The sequence below is a fragment of the Phyllobacterium sp. T2-21 genome, assembly GCF_055378485.1.
On the sequence record NZ_AP027912.1, the window covers coordinates 3,214,423 to 3,229,967 of the forward strand.

The window sequence follows — 15,545 nt, forward strand, 5'->3', positions numbered from 1 at the left end:
AACCATGACTGAAGCTCCCCTCAAAGGCGTGCGTGTCATCGAACTCGCCCGCGTCCTCGCCGGACCATGGGCCGGACAGATTCTGGCCGATCTTGGTGCCGATGTGATCAAGGTGGAGAATCCCGCCGGCGGCGACGAAACCCGTGGGTGGGGCCCGCCCTTCATCACCAGCAAGGAAGGCGAAAACCTCTCTGCCGCCTATTTTCATTCCTGCAACCGCGGCAAGCGCTCGATCACCGTCGATTTCACCTCGCCCGAAGGCCAGGAGACGGTGCGGGCGCTCTGCCGCACGGCGGATGTCGTGCTGGAAAACTTCAAGGTCGGCGGCCTGAAGAAATATGGTCTCGACTATGAAACATTGAGTGCCGACAATCCGCGCCTCGTCTACTGCTCCATCACCGGTTTCGGCCAGACCGGCCCCTATGCCAGCCAGGCCGGCTATGACTTCATCATTCAGGGCATGTCCGGGCTGATGTCGGTCACCGGCGAGCCGGACCGCGAGCCGCAGAAAGTCGGCCTTGCCGTCGCCGATGTGTTCACCGGGCTTTACTCGGTCATTGCCATTCAGGCGGCACTGGCCCATGCGGCGAAGACCGGCGAAGGCCAGCTGGTGGATATGGCATTGTTCGACGTGCAGTCTGCCGTCATGGCCAATCAGGCGATGAACTATCTCGCCACCGGCAACAGTCCGAACCGCATGGGCAATGCCCATCCCAACATTTCGCCCTACGAGGTCGTGCCCACCTCCGACGGCCATCTCATTCTTGCCGTCGGCAATGACGGGCAGTTCGCCCGTTTCTGCGCGATCATGGGGCTGGACGGTCTCAGCGCCGATCCGCGCTTTCTCACCAACCGGGCGCGGTTGGAAAACCGGGCCGCACTGACCGCAATCATCCGGGCCGAAACACAGAAGCGCACACGCGCCGACCTGCTCGCCGCCTGCGCGCAGAATGCCGTGCCTGCCGGGCCGATCAACCGCATCGGCGAGATGTTCGACGATCCGCAGATCGTCTCCCGGCAGTTGCGTCTCGACCTTGACGATGCCCATGGCAGCAGCATCCCCTCGGTGCGCACGCCGATCGTCATGTCGAAGACACCTCTGACCTACAACAGACCCTCGCCACGCCTTGGCGAACACAGTGCAGACATTCTCCAGGAATTGAAGGACGCATCCGATGAAAACCGGCGGTGAATTGATCGTAGAAGCCCTGAAAGCCAATGGCGCGGAACAGCTGTTCTGCGTTCCCGGCGAAAGCTACCTCGCCGTGCTGGACGCGCTGGTGGATGCCGATGTGGGCGTCACCGTCTGCCGGGCCGAAGGCGGCGCGGCGATGATGGCCGAAGCCTGGGGCAAACTGACCGGCAAGCCCGGCATCTGCTTCGTCACCCGCGGCCCCGGTGCAACCAACGCCTCGCCCGGCATCCACATCGCCATGCAGGATTCGACCCCGCTGATCCTGTTCATCGGCCAGGTCCAGCGCGACGCGCGCGAGCGCGAAGCCTTCCAGGAAGTGGAATACCGCCGCTTCTTTGCCGACACCGCCAAATGGGTAGCCGAAATCGACGATGCCCGCCGTATCCCGGAGTTCGTCACCCGCGCCTTCTCCGTCGCCACCTCGGGCCGCCCCGGTCCCGTCGTGCTCGCCCTGCCGGAAGACATGCTGACCGACAAGGTTGAAGCGGTGGCCGCACAGGGCTGGCAGCCGGTCGAGACAGGCCCGTCGCCCGCCAGCATCGAGAAACTCGCCGACCTTTTACAGGGCGCCAAAAAACCGTTCATGATCCTCGGCGGCTCGCGCTGGGACGAAGCGGCCGTGCGCTCCATCACCCGCTTTGCCGAGAAGTGGCACCTGCCGGTCGGCTGTTCCTTCCGCCGCCAGATGCTGTTCGATCACCTGCATCCGAATTATGCAGGCGATGTCGGCATCGGCATCAACCCGGCACTTGCCACGCGCGTCAAGGAGGCTGACGTGCTGCTGCTCGTCGGCGGGCGTTTCGGTGAAATGCCGTCCTCGGGCTATACGCTGATGGACAGCCCCTACCCCAGGCAGACACTGATCCACGTGCATCCCGATGCCGATGAACTCGGCCGCGTCTATCGCCCCGCCCTTGCCATCAACGCCGCACCGGATGCCTTCGCCGCGGCAGTCGACCATCTGGCGCCGCCCTCGCACATCAACTGGCCCGGCGAGGCGGAGGTTGCGCACGCCGCCTACCTCAAGTGGTCGACCCCGCCGCAGACCGGACCCGGCAATGTCGCCATGGGCCCGATCATGACCTATCTGGAAAGCGTGCTGCCGGAAGATGCCATCATGACCAATGGCGCGGGCAATTACGCCACCTGGCTGCACCGTTTCCATCGCTTTCGCCGGTTCGGTACGCAGGCCGCGCCGACGTCGGGCTCGATGGGTTACGGCCTTCCCGCCGCTGTCGCGGCGAAACGGCTTTATCCCGAGCGGACCGTGGTCTGCTTTGCCGGTGACGGCTGCTTCCTGATGAATGGTCAGGATTTTGCAACGGCGGTGAAATACGGGTTGCCGATCATCGTGCTCGTCATCAACAACAATATCTACGGTACCATCCGCATGCACCAGGAGCGGGAATATCCGGGCCGTGTGTCGGCAACGGACCTGACCAACCCTGATTTTGCCATGCTGGCCCGCGCCTATGGCGGACATGGAGAGACGGTCGAGAAGACGGCTGATTTCGAAGGTGCATGGCAACGCGCGGTGCAAAGCGGCAAACCGTCGATCATCGAAATCCGGCTCGACCCCGAAGCAATCACGCCGGCGAAAACCTTGACGGACATCCGCAATAAGCGTTGATCATTCCCTGTTGAATGATTTGAGGATGGAAAGGCGGCTCTTTCAGTGTTAAGGAGCGCGCCTGACCAGACAATATGAAAGCCTGCACATTGAGCAATCCGGCAATCACAATCGTAATTCCATGCCGAAACGAGGCCGCAAACCTGGCCTTCCTTCTCGATGAAGTGGATGCAGCCATGGAAGGCCGCAGCTACGAAGTGGTGGTGGTCGATGACGGTTCGACCGATGGGACGGGCGACGCCCTGGCCGAACGCATCCGCGCCGGCAAGCCGCTGCGCCATGTCCGGCATGATAAATCCGCCGGCCAGAGCGCTGCGGTCCGTTCCGGCGTTTTCGCCGCGAGGGGCAAAGTCGTCGTGACGATGGATGGCGATGGCCAGAACGATCCGGCCTATCTGCCCAAGCTCGCCGATGCGCTGATCCAGGCGGGCCCCGCCGTGGGCATTGCCGCCGGCCAGCGGCTGAAGCGCACCGACACCAAGCTGAAGCAGATCTCGTCAAAACTCGCCAACAAGCTGCGCGGCGCCATCCTGAAGGACAACACGCGCGATTCCGGCTGCGGGTTGAAGGCGGTGCACACCCAGCTTTTCCGCGAACTGCCGTTCTTCGACGGCTGGCACCGCTACCTCCCCGCGCTGGTGATCCGCGAGGGTTACGGCGTCGTGCATGTGGACGTGGTGGACCGCGAACGCCGCCACGGCAAATCCAATTACGGTATTCTCGACCGCGGTCTGCGCGGTATTCTCGATCTTTACGGCGTGTGGTGGCTGAGAAAGCGCCGCAAGACCGTTCCAACCATCACGGAGATCAGCCATGGCTGACGCATTTAGCAATTGGCTGCACTCGGTCTTTGTCGCCCAGTTTGACGCTTGGATCCTTCTCGGCTTTTTCGCACAGGGCTGCTTCACCATGCGCTTCGTCGTACAGTGGATCGCTTCGGAAAAGGCCAAGCGCAGCGTTGTTCCGGTGACGTTCTGGTTCTTCTCGCTGTTTGGCGGCGTTTTGCTCTTCATCTACGCGATCGTGCGCAAGGACCCGGTGTTCATCGCCGGACAGGGTTTGGGCCTCGTCGTCTACATCCGCAATCTGTGGCTGATCGCCAATGAGAAAAAGGCAATGACGCAGGACAGCTGAGCCGAAGGCACCGCAAGGCACGATCATGACCCATTCTGACCCTGCGTCTGCGGGCACCGCAAAACTCCGCTTCAGCCATTACCTGCTGCTCATTTTCATCTGCCTTGTGTCGTTCGTGCCCGGAATCGCCGCGATTCCGCCGCTCGACCGGGATGAAGCGCGTTACATCCAGGCCACGCACCAGATGGCGGAAACCGGCGATTACGTCGACATCCGCTTTCAGGATGCCTCGCGCTACAAGAAACCAGTCGGCATCTACTGGCTCCAGAGCGCCGTGCTGAAGGTCACCGGCTATGATCAGACGGCACCGGTCTGGGTCTACCGGCTCGTCTCGGTCGGCGGCGCAACGCTGGCGGTGCTCGCCACGGCGATGCTCGGTGCATTTCTGTTCGGCCAGAGCGCCGGGCTGCTGGCAGGCATGGCGCTTGCGGCCATTGTCATGCTCGGCTTCGAAGCCCGCGTGGCGAAAACCGATGCCACCCTGCTCGCCACCGTGGTGTTTGCTCAGGGCGCCCTGGCGTGGATATGGATGGCCAGCCGCAACAATACCCCGGCAAAATGGGCGCCCGCCCTTGTCTTCTGGATCGCAACGGCCATAGGCGTTTTGATCAAAGGGCCGATCACGCCCTTCGTCAGCGTGCTCACCGCCGCCACGCTCTGTCTCTTCTACCGTGAATGGCAATGGCTGAAGCGGCTGAAACCCCTGAGCGGCATCGCCATTCTGCTGGTCATTGTCCTGCCCTGGCTCGTCCTGATCACGCTGAAGAGCGGCGGCGCCTTCTTCAATGAATCCGTCGGCAATGACCTCTTGTCCAAAGTGGGCGACGGGCAGGAAAGCCATGGCGCACCGCCCGGCTATTTCGCCCTGATTTTCGTGCTGTTTCTCTGGCCCTTCGGCGTCATGGCCATACGCGGCGGCCTGCAGGCGCTCGGCCGTTTCCGCACCGATCCGCGTCTCGCCTTCCTGACCGCCTGGTACATTCCCTACTGGCTGGTGACGGAGATGATCCCGACCAAGCTGCCGCACTATATCCTGCCCGCCTATCCCGCGCTTCTGCTGATGATGGCCTGGGCGGTGGACAGCGGCATTGCCAGCCAGCCCTATCGCGGGCGCTGGCAGATATGGCTTGAACGGCTGACGCTGCTGGGTCTGGCCATCGCCACGCTGGCGCTGATGGGCGCAGGCACCGTCCTGCCCTTTGTCATGGCCCACACGCTTCCCGTTCCAGGGATCATCGCTTTCTTCACCGCAGCGGCGGCGGGCATATTTGCCAGCGGCCTCGTGCTGAGGGATAATCTGACGCGTGCCATACAGGTGACGACAGCCCTTGCCATTGCCACGCTGGCTCTGCTCACATGGGGCGTGGCTCCGGCCATCACGCCGATCTGGATGAGCCCGGCCATCAACAATGCCTTCAACGCGGCAAAACCCTGCGCCAACAGCGTGTTGGCATCGGCGGGCTATGCCGAGCCGAGCCTGGTTTTTCTGGCGGGCACAAAGACCATCCTGACCAGTGGTGCGGGCGCGGCAAAATATCTGCTCGACAATCCCGCCTGCGCGATTTCCGCCGTCGACGAGGGCAGCCGGGCGGAATTTCTGCAAAACCTGCCGCAGGGCGAAAAATCCGTCGTCGTGGCCGGCAGTGTTTCAGGCATCAACTACAGCAAGGGCCGCAAGACAACCATAACGCTGTACAGGGCTGCGCAGTAATCCATCCGATGGCATATCTGCCGTGCGTGGTTCGACAAGCTCACCATGAGGAAAGCTTGCGGGCTGCAATCAAACCACGGTCCTCATGGTGATAAACCACCGCCCTCATGGTGAGCTTGTCGAACCACGCACCACCACGATGCAAATGTTGTTTTAAACGCCCTGCCCCAGGCCCGGGCGGCCGATGGAGTGGTATTCCAGCCCCGTGCCGTCGATGTCCTGCTCGCCATAGACGTTGCGCAGATCGAACAGGAGATTGCCCTTCATCAGGCTGGCAACCTTCTTCAGATCGAGCGCGCGATAGGCGTTCCATTCGGTCAGGAGCACGGTGATTTCGGCACCTTCGACGGCCTCGTAGGCCGACTTGCACCAGACGACGCCCGGCAGCACCGGTTCGGCAGCCGAGCGCGCTTCCGGATCATGCGCGCGCACCGTCAGGCCGGCCTTCTGCAGGGCCGGGATGATATCGAGCGCTGGTGACTCGCGAATATCGTCGGTGTTCGGCTTGAAGGCGATGCCAAGCGCCGCAACGGTTTTTGCGCCGCTCCTGGCAGCCGCCGCGATGACCCGTGCGGCCATGGAGTGCTTGCGCTGCTCGTTGACCGTGACGACCTGCTCGATCAGGGTCTGCGGCGCATTCATCTTGCGCCCGGTCGCCGCATAGGCGCGGGTATCCTTGGGAAAGCAGGAGCCGCCGAAACCGGGCCCTGCATGCAGGAATTTCGAGCCGATGCGGTTGTCCATGCCGATGGCGCGCGCCACGTCCTGCACATTGCCGCCGGTCTTTTCGCACAGGTCAGCCACCTCGTTGATGAACGTGACCTTCATCGCCAGAAAGGCATTGGCGGCATATTTGATGATCTCGGCATTTTCCAGCGTCGTCACGATCATCGGCGTTTCGCGCAGGTAAAGCGGCCGGTAGACGCGCTTCATGGCATTGGAACCGGGCTCGTCATGCACGCCGACCACAACGCGGTCAGGCCGCAGGAAATCCTCGACGGCCGAGCCCTCGCGCAGGAATTCCGGATTGGACACCATCGAGAACGGCACATCCGGCCGCGCCTTGGCAATATGCGCACGCACATCGGCATTGGTGCCGACCACGACCGTCGACTTGATCACGATCACCGCGCCCGGCTTCATGGCGGCGGCGATCTCGTCCGCGGCGGCATAGATATATTGCAGGTCGGCTTCCCCGTCGCCGCGACGCGACGGCGTGCCGACGGCGATGAAAATCACATCCGCGTCAGCGACCGTCGATGCCAGCTCCGTCGTAAAGACCAGGCGCCCGTCACGGGCATTGCGGGTCAGGAGTTCGTCCAGACCGGGTTCGTAGATCGTCACTTCCCCGGCCTGCAGGCGCTCGATAATGGCCGGGTTCTTGTCGACGCAGGTGACCTGAAAACCGAATTCGGCAAAGCACACACCAGAAACCAGACCGACATAGCCAGTCCCGATCATCGCAATCTTCATCGCACTATCCCATTCGTGACGTCAATTTCGCGCAGACATGTCGCATATTCGCGCGGCGCTGCCAATTGCGGGTTGCATCCCATTCAAAAAACGCCAGCCGCGAGATCGCAGCCAGCGTTTTCGATGTCTTTTATCTAGAGCGTTTCAACGCGGGTTCAAGCCGGTTTTGGCGGGGTGCGCTCCGGTCCCCGGCGCTCAGCCGACGCGGCCCAGAGATTGATGTTCGCATCATTGGCATAAACGTCGATTTCGGCAAGCTCCGCATCGGTAAAATCGAGATTTTCCAGAGACTTGACGCAATCGATGACCTGCTGCGGCTTGCTCGCGCCGATGAGCGCGGTGGTGATCCGGCCGCGCCGCAGCACCCAGGCAAGCGCCATCTGCGCCAGAGTCTGGCCGCGCTTTGCCGCAATCGCGTTCAATGCCCGGATATTGGCAAGGTTCTGTTCGCTGAGGAAGGCCGGATTGAGCGACTTGCCCTGAGCCGCGCGGCTCTCCTCGGGTACACCCTTGAGGTACTTGTCGGTCAGCATGCCCTGCGACAGCGGCGAGAACACGATGGAGCCGATGCCGAGCTCTTCCAGCGTGTCGACGAGACCGTCATCCTCGATCCAGCGATTGATCATGGAATAGCTCGGCTGATGAATGAGGCACGGCGTGCCGAGTTCTTCCAGTATGGCCGCCGCTTCGCGGGTGCGATGCGAATTGTAGGACGAGATGCCGACATATTGCGCGCGCCCGGAACGGACGATGTGGTCGAGCGCCATCATGGTCTCTTCGAGAGGCGTATCCGGATCGAAGCGGTGCGAATAGAAGATGTCGACATAATCGAGACCGAGCCGCTTCAGGCTCTGGTCGCAGCTGGCGATGACGTATTTGCGGCTGCCCCACTCCCCGTAAGGGCCGGGCCACATGCCGTAACCCGCCTTGGAGGAAATGATCAGTTCGTCGCGATAGCCCTGGAAATCCGTGCGCAGGATTTCGCCGAATGCTTCTTCGGCGGAACCGGGCGGCGGGCCGTAATTGTTGGCGAGATCGAAATGGGTGATGCCGAGATCAAAGGCCTGCCAGCAGATGGCCTGCTTGGTCTGGTGCGGCGTGTCGTGTCCGAAATTGTGCCACAACCCCAGGGAAATCGCCGGCAGCTTGAGGCCGCTCTTGCCGCAGCGATTGTACTTCATCGTGTCGTAGCGTTTGGAGTCCGCAGTCCATTTCATGATCGATCTCTTCCCTGTCGTCTTGCCTCGGCGCCGAGCCGGACGATTCCCGTTTCAGCGCGCCGGACTATGAACGAAAGTCATGGGGATGTCATGACGGGAAATGCGTAAGTCGCATTGCCATAATACGTATAATACGTATAATACGTAATTCAGACCAAGGAGTCCGTCATGAAGCAGTTCACATTTTCGGAGGTTAACCGCCAGTCGGGTGAAATTCTCGATACGGCTCTGATCGAGCCTGTCGCTCTGACCAAGCACGGCAAGGAAAAGCTCATCATCATCACGGCGGAAAAATATCACCACCTCATGGGCCAGTCGAGTGCGGTCGCATATACACTTGAGGATGCGCCGGATGACATACACACCTCGCTTTTGGAAGGTCTCGACACGATACTAACCGGCGAGGACGATGCTTAACCCCGGTGACGTGCTCGAATACCATTATCTTTGGGCACGTCAGGCCGATGTGGGTGAAGAATCCGGCCGAAAAGCACGGCCAGTCTGCCTAGTCGTCAAAACAGCCACAAATCCGGCCAATCTGTTTCTGTTTCCGCTCACCTCACAAAAACCCTTGAGATCGCGTGCCTCCACCGCCGTCAGCGAAATTGAATGCCGCCGCGCCGGGCTCGATTTTCCATCGTGGCTTATTCTGGACGAATACAATTATGTCGATGCCGATAAAGCCTACGACTTTGTCTCGACAACCCCGTTGGGTGCCTTCAGCGAAGCCTTCCTTCGAAAAATCGCCATTCTCATAAAACAGGCATCCGCAGAACGCCGCGTGCGGGCTGTCCTGCGGACGTGAACATCACGCCTTAATGATCTGGTCGTTGGCATCGAAACGGTAGGTGCGTCCGGCATCCGGCGTCGCATAGAGCACCTGATCGACCTCGTACTGGTGTTCGCCGAAGAGGCGGACCGTCAGCGGACCGAAATCCGTCTGCAGATAGATGATCGTATCGGCTCCCAGATGCTCCACGTGGATGACCGACCCCTTCCAGGTGCCTGATGTATTGCTGACCTGGATGTGCTCCGGGCGAATCCCGACGGTCTTTGCCGCGGGGTCGCCGAGCTTTGCGCCCTCGACGAGGTTCATCTGCGGCGAGCCGATGAAGCCGGCAACGAACAGCGTCTGCGGTGAATTATAGAGTTCCATCGGCGAACCGACCTGCTCGATCCTGCCCTTGTTCATGACGACGATCTTGTCGGCAAGCGTCATGGCTTCCACCTGATCGTGCGTCACGTAGATCATCGTCGCCTTCAACTGCCGGTGCAGGCGGGCAATCTCCAGCCGCGTGTTGACGCGCAGCGCCGCATCGAGATTCGACAAGGGTTCGTCGAACAGGAAAAGCTGCGGCTCACGCACGATCGCACGGCCGATGGCCACGCGCTGGCGCTGGCCGCCGGACAATTCGGCCGGGCGTCGCTCCAGATAATCATCGAGCGAGAGCATGGCCGAAGCGATCTTCGTGCGCTCCTTGATTTCCTCGGCGGGCTTGCCGGCCTGCTTCAGGCCAAGGCCCATATTGTCGCGCACCGACAGGTGCGGATAAAGCGCGTAGGTCTGGAACACCATGGCGATGCCGCGTTTTGCCGGCGGTGTGTTGTTGACCTTTTTGCCGTCGATCAGGATCTCGCCCGAGGTCGCATCCTCAAGACCGGCGATCACGCGCAACAAGGTCGACTTGCCGCAACCGGACGGCCCGACAAAAATCACGAACTCGCCATCCCGCACCTCGAGATCGATGCCTTTCAGCACGTCCACCTGGCCGAAAGACTTGCGAATATTTTCTATCTTCAAAGAACCCAATGTCTTGTTCCCGTCTTCAAACTTTTAATTACAGGTCTACCGGCTTGCCGGTGCGCACGCTTTCATCCGCCGCAAGGCAGACACTGAGCGACCGCACGGCATCCTGCATGTGGCGGCCCAGGTCGAGATCCTCGCGGATGGCTTTGAGAACAAAGGCCTGCTCCAGGTCGCAAAGCTCCTGATGGCCGGGTTCGCCCGCCATATTGAGCAGTTCGTCCGGCTTGGCAAAACGCCCGTCCGCACCTGTCCTGGCCGAATGCAGCCGGATGGTCGATGTCTTGGTGTGCGAGTCAATGTCATCCGACTTGGCGTTCTGGTCCATGACGATGGACACACAGCCATTGGGCGAGATCACGTCCTTCACGAAGAAAGCCGTTTCCGAAATCATCGGCCCCCAGCCCGCCTCGTACCAGCCAACGGAATTGTCGTCGAAGAGAACCTGCAGATGACCGTAATTGTACATCTTCGCATCGATCTCGTCGGAAAGCCGCACGCCCATGCCGCGCACCTGAACCGGCGTGGCATCGGTGATCTGCAGCATCACATCGAGATAATGCACGCCGCAGTCGACGATGGGCGACGTGGTCTGCATCAGCGCCTTGTGGGTTTCCCATGTCGCGCCGCTCGACTGCTGATTGAGGTTCATGCGGAAGACATAGGGGCCGCCAAGCTTGCGGGCTTCCTCGATCAGCCGCACCCATGACGGATGGTGGCGCAGGATATAGCCGATCACCAGCTTGCGGCCATACTGCTTGGCTGCGGCAACCACGCGCTGCGCATCGGCGACGGTGGTGGCCAGCGGCTTCTCGACAAAGACGTCGGCACCCGCCGCCATGGCGGCAACGGCATAGTCCGCATGGCTGTCGGAATAGGTGTTGATCGAAACCAGCTCCGGCTTGAGGTCGGCCAGCGCCTGTTCGAACGAAGGATGGATCGTGTAGCCCCGCAATTCCTTGGCCAGCGGCACGACGGAGCGGTTGACCAGCCCGACAATCTCGAAGCCGGGATTGTTGTGATAGGCGAGCGCGTGGCTCCGGCCCATATTGCCAAGCCCGGCAACCAGTACCCGCACGGGCTTTTGCGTATTGGCGGTCATTTGACTGCTCCCGATGTAATGCCGCGGATCAGTTGCCGCGAGAACAAGAAGTAAAGGACGAGTACCGGCAGGATGGCGAGGGTCAGCGCCGCCAGAACGGCATTCCAGTTGGTGACGAACTGGCCGATGAACACCTGCGAGCCGAGCGTGACAGTTTTGGTGGCATCGCTTGGCGCCAGGATCAGCGGGAACCACAGATCGTTCCAGATCGGGATCATCGTGAACACAGCAACCGTTGCCATGGCAGGCTTGACCAGCGGCAACACCAGCCGGAAAAAGATCGAATATTCCGTCAGACCGTCGATGCGGCCGGCATTCTTCAGGTCATCCGACACGGTGCGCATGAATTCGGTGAGAATGAACACGGCGAGCGGCAGGCCCTGCGCGGTGTAGACGAGGATCAGCGCGGTCAGGGTGTTGACGAGCCCCGTCGCAACCATGCCCTGCAGAATCGCGACCGTTCCAAGGCGGATCGGGATCATGATGCCGAGGGCGAGATAGAGCCCCATCAGCGAATTGCCGCGGAAGCGGTATTCCGACAGCGCGAAAGCGGCCATGGCGCCGAACAGCAGCACGAAGAAGATCGACACGGAGGTGACGATCAGGCTGTTCTGGAAATACAGGGTGAAATCACCCTGTGTCAGCACCGAGTTGTAACCGACCAGACTGAAGCTGGATGCATTCGGCAGGCCAAGCGGGTTGCGGAAGATCGACGCCCGGTCCTTGAACGAGTTGATGATGATCAGGAACACCGGAAACAGCGCGATCAGCGTGTAGATGATCAAGGCGACGTGAACGAAGCCGGAGCGGAGGGGTGATGTACGGGCTTTTGCCATGACGGGACCTTCCTAGAACTGGTACCGGCGCATGCGCCGCTGGATGGCAAAGAGATAGATGCACACACCCGTGAGGATGATCAGGAACATCACCGTGGCAATGGTCGCACCCATGGATTTGTCGCCGATCTGCAGCTGGAAACCGAAGAAGGTGCGATACAGCAGCGTTCCCAGAATATCGGTCGACCCGTCGGGGCCGGCAAGCGCGCCCTGCACCGTATAGACAAGGTCGAAGGCGTTGAAATTGCCGACAAAGGTCAGGATGGAAATGATGCCAATGGAGGGCAGGATCAGCGGCAGCTTGATCTTCCAGAACTGGCTCCAGCCGGTAATGCCGTCGCATTCCGCCGCTTCGAGAACTTCTTCGGGAATGCTCAGCATCGATGCGTAGATCAGCATCGTCGGAATGCCGACATTCTGCCAGACCGAGATAAGCGATACGGTGATCAGCGCCGTGTCCGGCCGGCCGAGCCAGGGTGCGAACAGCGATTTCAGGCCGACGAGATCAAGCAGGTAGGGCGATACGCCCCAGATCGGCGAGAGGATCAGCTTCCAGATGAAACCGACGATCACGAAGGACAACAGGGTCGGCAGGAACAGCGCCGTGCGGTAAAAGGCACCAAAGCGCAGCTTCGGCACCGACAAGAGCGCAGCCAGGGCGACGCCGATCGGGTTCTGCACCAGCATGTGGATCAGGAAGAACACGAAATTGTTGCGCAGCGCGTTCCAGAAACTCGCCGACCAGCGCGGTTCGCCGAACAGGGTCTGGAAATTGCCGAAACCGACAAACACGCTCTGCCCGTCAACCACGTTGAACAGCGACAGGCGCAGGGTTTCGATCAAGGGCAGGATCATGATCGCCGTATAGACGATCACCGCCGGCAGCAGGAACACAAGGATGTGCCAGCGCCGTGCGCGTTTGTCCTGACCGCTGTCAGACTGGGAATAGTCGGCCGTGCTCATTAATTCGCAAACCCCTGCTTATTGATTTGTTGGTCATGGAAAGTCGGTCCACGACTGCCGTTCGTCAAACGAATACAGCGGCAATGATTGCCACTTCTGAGCACGTTTTGTTTGGGCCCAAATGCATCGGCCTTGGTTTCGTATAAACAAAATTTGCTCGGAATAAGCGAAATGCCGGAGCGGCGCGAACCGCCCCGGCATTTGATTGCTTACTTCGCAGGCTTGTACCAGCTGTCGAGACCGTCCTGAAGCTTCTTGGCTGCAACTTCGGGCGTATCGGTGCCGTTGATCACATTGGCCGATTCAACCCAGGTTTCGTTTTCCAGGTTCGGCTTGCCGCGCGACAGGATCTGATAGGTCGAACGGATCGTCGGCTTGCACTTTTCGCGCCAGGACACGAATTCCTGCGCCAGCGGGTCCTTCATCTTGACCGGTGTCGACGACAGGCTGAAGAAGCCCGGCAGCGCATTGGCATAGATGTCGGCGAATTCTGGCGAAGCAACCCAGCTGAGGAACTTCTTGGCCGCTTCCGGATTCTTGCTCTTGGCATTCATCGCAGCGCCAAGATCGGCATGGTCGGAGATGTAGCAGGTGTCGCCGGCCTTCTGCACCGGCGGCAGGAACGCGCCCATCTTGAACTGTGCCTGCGTGTTGAACAGCGAGATTTCCCACGAACCGGCGGGATAGATCGCAGCGCGGCCTAGCGTGAACAGGTTCTGGCTGTCCGGATAGGTCTGGGCTTCGAAACCGTCGCCGAGATAATCCTTCCATTTGGCAAGCGTCTTGTAAGGCGCAACCCAATCGGCATCGGTAAGCTTCTGCGTACCTTTGATCAGCGCGGTACGGCCTTCTTCACCCTTCCAGTAGTTCGGTCCGATGTTCTGGTAGCCCATGGTTGCGGCTTCCCAGAGATCCTTCGTGCCCATGGCGAGCGGAATGTAGGTGCCGTCCTTCTTGATCTTGTCGAGAGCGGCGAAGAACTCGGCTTCGGTCGTTGGAACTGCAATGCCCAGCTTGTCGAAGGCATCCTTGTTGTAGATGAAGCCGTGAATGACCGATGCCATCGGCACGCAGAACGTGTCGGAACCGTCATCGGTGCTCCATGCTGCCTTGGCTACAGGCGTGAAGTTTTCCATGCCCGGAAGGCTCTTCAGGCTCGACAGGTTGCCGCGCTTGAACTGTTCCAGCGACTTGTCGAACGGACGGCAGGTGATGATGTCACCGGCGCTGCCGGCATCGAAGCGGGCGCCAAGAGCGGCATCATATTCGGTCGGCGGTGTCGGAGCGAACTTGACCTTGATCCCGGGATTCTTCGCTTCAAAGGCCGGAATGAGCTTTTCCTGCCAGATGGCAAGATCGTCCGTACGCCAGCTTTCGATTGTCAGCGTTGTATCGGCGGCATGAGCAAAGCCGGCCGAAGCCAGGATGCTCGTTGCCATGAGCAGTGATTTTAAAGTCGTGCTTCCCATTTTAGTCTCCTGTTGCACCCTTTGAGCAGTGCCGTTAACGAGAGCCGAGGCTCCCTTTCAGTGTCGAAAGCGACGGGCGTAGCCTCTGTTGATTGCTTTCGAGAATGTGTGATGCCTGTTTTGCGTCGGCTGCACCCGCTGCCAGCAGGATTGCGCGCTTTACTGAGCCATCGGTTGAAGCCAGATGCTGTTTCGCATCGGCGATGTCGCAGGCGGCGATGGCCGAAACGATCAGAGCGGCGCGTTCGCGCAGCTTTTCATTGTCGGCAACAAGATTGACCATGTAGCCGTCATGCACGTGCCCCAGATGCACGGCCATGAGCGTGGAGAGAAGATTAAGCGCAATTTTCTGCGCGGTCCCTGCCCCCATGCGTGTCGAACCGGCGACGATTTCCGGCGGTGTTTCCAGCGTGATCGCCACGTCGGCATGCCTGAACAACGGCACAGCCGGATTGTTGGCAATGGCGATGATCTTCAGCCCGCGCCGCCTGGCTTCATCGATGGCCGCCACCGCATAGGGCGTCGTGCCGCTGGCGGAAATGGCAATCAGGCAATCGCCCTGCCCAAGGCCGGCGCCGGCGATATCGCGGGCGGCCTGCTCGACATCATCTTCATACCCGCCGGCAAGGCGGACAAGACTTTCGACACCACCCGCCAGAAGGATCACCACGCGGTCCGGCGCGATGCCATAGGTGCCGGGCAGTTCGAGTGCATCGGCAAGTGCCATCAGGCCGGAGCTGCCGGCGGCGGCATAGGCGATACGCCCGCCCGCGGCCAGGGTTTCGGCGGCAAGCAGCGCGGCCTCGGCAATGGAATCCGTCGCCCGCGCCACCGAAGCCGCTGCCTCGATCTGCGCCTCGTGCAGCAAACGCAAAACATCGGCTGGCGATCGCTCGTCCAATCCGGATGCCTTGTCGTTGCGTTGCTCGGTACGGGTTACCACCACTCGCCTCTCCTCGTTGCGATAATTAATGCCAAAAAAATACCACTTGTCCAGAGGTTCTTAAA

The 15,545-nt window shown here is 60.5% G+C and carries 15 protein-coding genes; 7 read left to right on the forward strand and 8 right to left on the reverse strand.

From position 1 onward, the window contains the following. Positions 1-4: 4 nt before the first annotated feature. The 5 genes from ACZ5FP_RS16065 (at position 5) to ACZ5FP_RS16085 (ending at position 5,670) form a co-directional block, all read left to right on the forward strand. The gene (locus ACZ5FP_RS16065; RefSeq protein WP_464661252.1) at positions 5-1,192 is read left to right on the forward strand and encodes a CaiB/BaiF CoA transferase family protein; all 1,188 of its coding nucleotides are present in this window, start codon (positions 5-7) and stop codon (positions 1,190-1,192) included. Further along, on the forward strand, positions 1,176-2,825 hold the full coding sequence (locus ACZ5FP_RS16070; RefSeq protein ID WP_464661253.1) for a thiamine pyrophosphate-binding protein: 1,650 nt from the start codon (positions 1,176-1,178) through the stop codon (positions 2,823-2,825). The genes ACZ5FP_RS16065 and ACZ5FP_RS16070 overlap by 17 nt, the downstream gene beginning before the upstream one ends. A gap of 74 nt (positions 2,826-2,899) precedes the next feature. Then, positions 2,900-3,646 (forward strand): glycosyltransferase family 2 protein, encoded by a 747-nt coding sequence (locus ACZ5FP_RS16075; RefSeq protein WP_374042744.1) that lies wholly within the window; start codon positions 2,900-2,902, stop codon positions 3,644-3,646. Continuing rightward, positions 3,639-3,959, forward strand: a complete 321-nt coding sequence (locus tag ACZ5FP_RS16080; protein WP_223612700.1) for a lipid-A-disaccharide synthase N-terminal domain-containing protein — start codon at positions 3,639-3,641, stop codon at positions 3,957-3,959. Before ACZ5FP_RS16075 ends, ACZ5FP_RS16080 begins: the two co-directional genes overlap by 8 nt. Before the next feature lie 25 nt (positions 3,960-3,984). After that, complete coding sequence (locus ACZ5FP_RS16085; RefSeq protein ID WP_464661254.1) at positions 3,985-5,670, forward strand: ArnT family glycosyltransferase; 1,686 nt, start codon at positions 3,985-3,987, stop codon at positions 5,668-5,670. Between the two features lie 153 nt (positions 5,671-5,823). Here ACZ5FP_RS16085 and ACZ5FP_RS16090 read toward each other — a convergent pair whose 3' ends face one another. Continuing rightward, entirely contained in the window at positions 5,824-7,143 is a 1,320-nt protein-coding gene (locus ACZ5FP_RS16090; protein ID WP_464661255.1) for a UDP-glucose dehydrogenase family protein, read from the reverse strand. Positions 7,144-7,298: 155 nt separating this feature from the next. Further along, complete coding sequence (mgrA, locus tag ACZ5FP_RS16095; protein WP_464661256.1) at positions 7,299-8,360, reverse strand: L-glyceraldehyde 3-phosphate reductase; 1,062 nt, start codon at positions 8,358-8,360, stop codon at positions 7,299-7,301. A 171-nt stretch (positions 8,361-8,531) separates the two neighbouring features. On the opposite strand from mgrA, the gene ACZ5FP_RS16100 reads away from it, so the two are divergent. Next, entirely contained in the window at positions 8,532-8,780 is a 249-nt protein-coding gene (locus ACZ5FP_RS16100; RefSeq protein ID WP_403177062.1) for a type II toxin-antitoxin system Phd/YefM family antitoxin, read from the forward strand. Next, complete coding sequence (locus tag ACZ5FP_RS16105) at positions 8,773-9,168, forward strand: hypothetical protein (protein ID WP_464661257.1); 396 nt, start codon at positions 8,773-8,775, stop codon at positions 9,166-9,168. Before ACZ5FP_RS16100 ends, ACZ5FP_RS16105 begins: the two co-directional genes overlap by 8 nt. Positions 9,169-9,171: 3 nt before the next feature. Here the strand turns inward: ACZ5FP_RS16105 and ACZ5FP_RS16110 are convergent, their stop codons facing one another. The 6 genes from ACZ5FP_RS16110 to ACZ5FP_RS16135 all read right to left on the reverse strand — a co-directional run bounded on the left by ACZ5FP_RS16110 (position 9,172) and on the right by ACZ5FP_RS16135 (position 15,483). Then, the gene (locus ACZ5FP_RS16110) at positions 9,172-10,173 is read right to left on the reverse strand and encodes an ABC transporter ATP-binding protein (protein WP_346305241.1); all 1,002 of its coding nucleotides are present in this window, start codon (positions 10,171-10,173) and stop codon (positions 9,172-9,174) included. A 28-nt stretch (positions 10,174-10,201) separates the two neighbouring features. After that, entirely contained in the window at positions 10,202-11,269 is a 1,068-nt protein-coding gene (locus ACZ5FP_RS16115) for a Gfo/Idh/MocA family protein (RefSeq protein ID WP_464661258.1), read from the reverse strand. Next, entirely contained in the window at positions 11,266-12,105 is an 840-nt protein-coding gene (locus ACZ5FP_RS16120; protein WP_223612694.1) for a carbohydrate ABC transporter permease, read from the reverse strand. The genes ACZ5FP_RS16115 and ACZ5FP_RS16120 overlap by 4 nt, the downstream gene beginning before the upstream one ends. A gap of 12 nt (positions 12,106-12,117) precedes the next feature. Next, positions 12,118-13,068, reverse strand: a complete 951-nt coding sequence (locus ACZ5FP_RS16125; RefSeq protein WP_223612693.1) for a carbohydrate ABC transporter permease — start codon at positions 13,066-13,068, stop codon at positions 12,118-12,120. A gap of 209 nt (positions 13,069-13,277) precedes the next feature. Further along, positions 13,278-14,537 (reverse strand): ABC transporter substrate-binding protein, encoded by a 1,260-nt coding sequence (locus tag ACZ5FP_RS16130; protein WP_223612692.1) that lies wholly within the window; start codon positions 14,535-14,537, stop codon positions 13,278-13,280. Positions 14,538-14,571: 34 nt separating this feature from the next. After that, positions 14,572-15,483, reverse strand: coding sequence for an N-acetylmuramic acid 6-phosphate etherase (locus ACZ5FP_RS16135; RefSeq protein ID WP_464661259.1), 912 nt, complete (start codon positions 15,481-15,483; stop codon positions 14,572-14,574). Positions 15,484-15,545: the final 62 nt, after the last annotated feature.

Excerpts from the sequence above, each read along its gene's own strand:
- ACZ5FP_RS16070 (WP_464661253.1), top strand. The coding sequence starts at position 1,176 with ATGAAAACCGGCGGTGAATTGATCGTAGAAGCCCTGAAAGCCAATGGC.
- ACZ5FP_RS16120 (WP_223612694.1), bottom strand. The coding sequence starts at position 12,105 with ATGGCAAAAGCCCGTACATCACCCCTCCGCTCCGGCTTCGTTCACGTC.
- ACZ5FP_RS16100 (WP_403177062.1), top strand. The coding sequence starts at position 8,532 with ATGAAGCAGTTCACATTTTCGGAGGTTAACCGCCAGTCGGGTGAAATT.
- ACZ5FP_RS16085 (WP_464661254.1), top strand. The coding sequence starts at position 3,985 with ATGACCCATTCTGACCCTGCGTCTGCGGGCACCGCAAAACTCCGCTTC.
- ACZ5FP_RS16130 (WP_223612692.1), bottom strand. The coding sequence starts at position 14,537 with ATGGGAAGCACGACTTTAAAATCACTGCTCATGGCAACGAGCATCCTG.
- ACZ5FP_RS16090 (WP_464661255.1), bottom strand. The coding sequence starts at position 7,143 with ATGAAGATTGCGATGATCGGGACTGGCTATGTCGGTCTGGTTTCTGGT.
- ACZ5FP_RS16080 (WP_223612700.1), top strand. The coding sequence starts at position 3,639 with ATGGCTGACGCATTTAGCAATTGGCTGCACTCGGTCTTTGTCGCCCAG.
- ACZ5FP_RS16105 (WP_464661257.1), top strand. The coding sequence starts at position 8,773 with ATGCTTAACCCCGGTGACGTGCTCGAATACCATTATCTTTGGGCACGT.
- ACZ5FP_RS16075 (WP_374042744.1), top strand. The coding sequence starts at position 2,900 with ATGAAAGCCTGCACATTGAGCAATCCGGCAATCACAATCGTAATTCCA.
- ACZ5FP_RS16065 (WP_464661252.1), top strand. The coding sequence starts at position 5 with ATGACTGAAGCTCCCCTCAAAGGCGTGCGTGTCATCGAACTCGCCCGC.
- ACZ5FP_RS16115 (WP_464661258.1), bottom strand. The coding sequence starts at position 11,269 with ATGACCGCCAATACGCAAAAGCCCGTGCGGGTACTGGTTGCCGGGCTT.
- ACZ5FP_RS16125 (WP_223612693.1), bottom strand. The coding sequence starts at position 13,068 with ATGAGCACGGCCGACTATTCCCAGTCTGACAGCGGTCAGGACAAACGC.
- mgrA (WP_464661256.1), bottom strand. The coding sequence starts at position 8,360 with ATGAAATGGACTGCGGACTCCAAACGCTACGACACGATGAAGTACAAT.